Annotated in this window: 1 protein-coding gene; it reads left to right on the top strand. The window is 76.1% G+C overall.

What is annotated here, in order from left to right:
* Nucleotides 1–1094, top strand: a 1094-nt coding sequence (locus tag AB0C29_RS49905; RefSeq protein WP_360835610.1) for a phosphopantetheine-binding protein, incomplete at both ends; no start/stop codon positions are given.

The raw sequence follows: 1094 nt of genomic DNA, 5'->3' as shown, positions 1-1094 counted from the left end.
CGGGGCCGCCGCGGCGGTCCAGCGGACCGCTGCCAGCAATCAACAGCTGGTCGGGTACGCGGAGCCGGCCTACGGTGCTGCCTTCGACGATGCCGCGGCGGCGCTGCGCATCCGTGTGCAGCTGCCGGCCGCGCTCGTGCCGCTGCTGGCCGTGGTGGACGCGTTGCCGACCCGCACCTCCGGCAAAGTGGACCGGGCCGCGCTGCCCTGGCCGCTGGCCGTCGCCGAGGACGCGGCCGGTGAGCTGACCGCGACCGAGGAGTGGCTCGCCGGCGGCTGGGCCGAGATCCTCGGAGTGCGTCCCACCGAGGCGGACGCCGACTTCTTCAACCACGGCGGCGGCAGCTTGAACGCGGCGCAGCTGGTGGCGTGGATCCGCCGGCGGCACCCGCGGGTCTCGGTGGCCGACATCTACCTGCACCCGAGGCTGTCGCGGCTGGCGGCCGTGCTGGACGCTCTCGACACCACCGCGGCGACCCGCCGGGAGGTCCGGCCGACGCCGCGCCGCGCCGGGCTGGTCCAGGCCGTGCTGATGGTTCCGATGCTCGCACTGGTCGGGCTGCGCTGGCTGACCGTGCTGGCCGCCCTCGGCAACGTCCTGGCCCTGCTGGCCCCGGCGTCCTGGACGCCGGTCGTGTCCTGGTGGTGGGTGGCGCTGGGCTGGGCGCTGCTGTTCAGCCCGCTCGGCCGGATCGCCGTGGCCGCCGCCGGAGCCCGGCTGCTGCTGCGCGGCGTACGCCCGGGCAGTTACCCGCGTGGTGGCGGTGTGCACCTGCGGCTGTGGGCCGCCGAACGGCTCGCGGAGCTGTCCGGTGCCACCAGCGTGGCCGGAGCCTCCTGGATGACCACCTATGCCCGGGCGCTCGGCGCTCAGCTCGGCCCCGACGTCGACCTGCACTCCGCGCCGCCGGTCACCGGCCTGCTGAAGCTCGGCCGGGGCGCGGCGATCGAGCCGGAGGTCGACCTGTCGGGCCACTGGGTCGACGGCGACCTCGTCCACATCGGCAAGGTGCGCGTGGGAGCGGGCGCCCGGGTCGGGTCCCGCAGCACGCTGATGCCCGGCGCCCGGATCGGTAAGGGCGCGCGGATCGCCG

Origin of the sequence: Actinoplanes sp. NPDC048791 (assembly GCF_040650095.1) — a bacterium.
Classification (GTDB): domain Bacteria; phylum Actinomycetota; class Actinomycetes; order Mycobacteriales; family Micromonosporaceae; genus Actinoplanes.
This window is presented reverse-complemented; position numbering and strand designations above follow the sequence as displayed.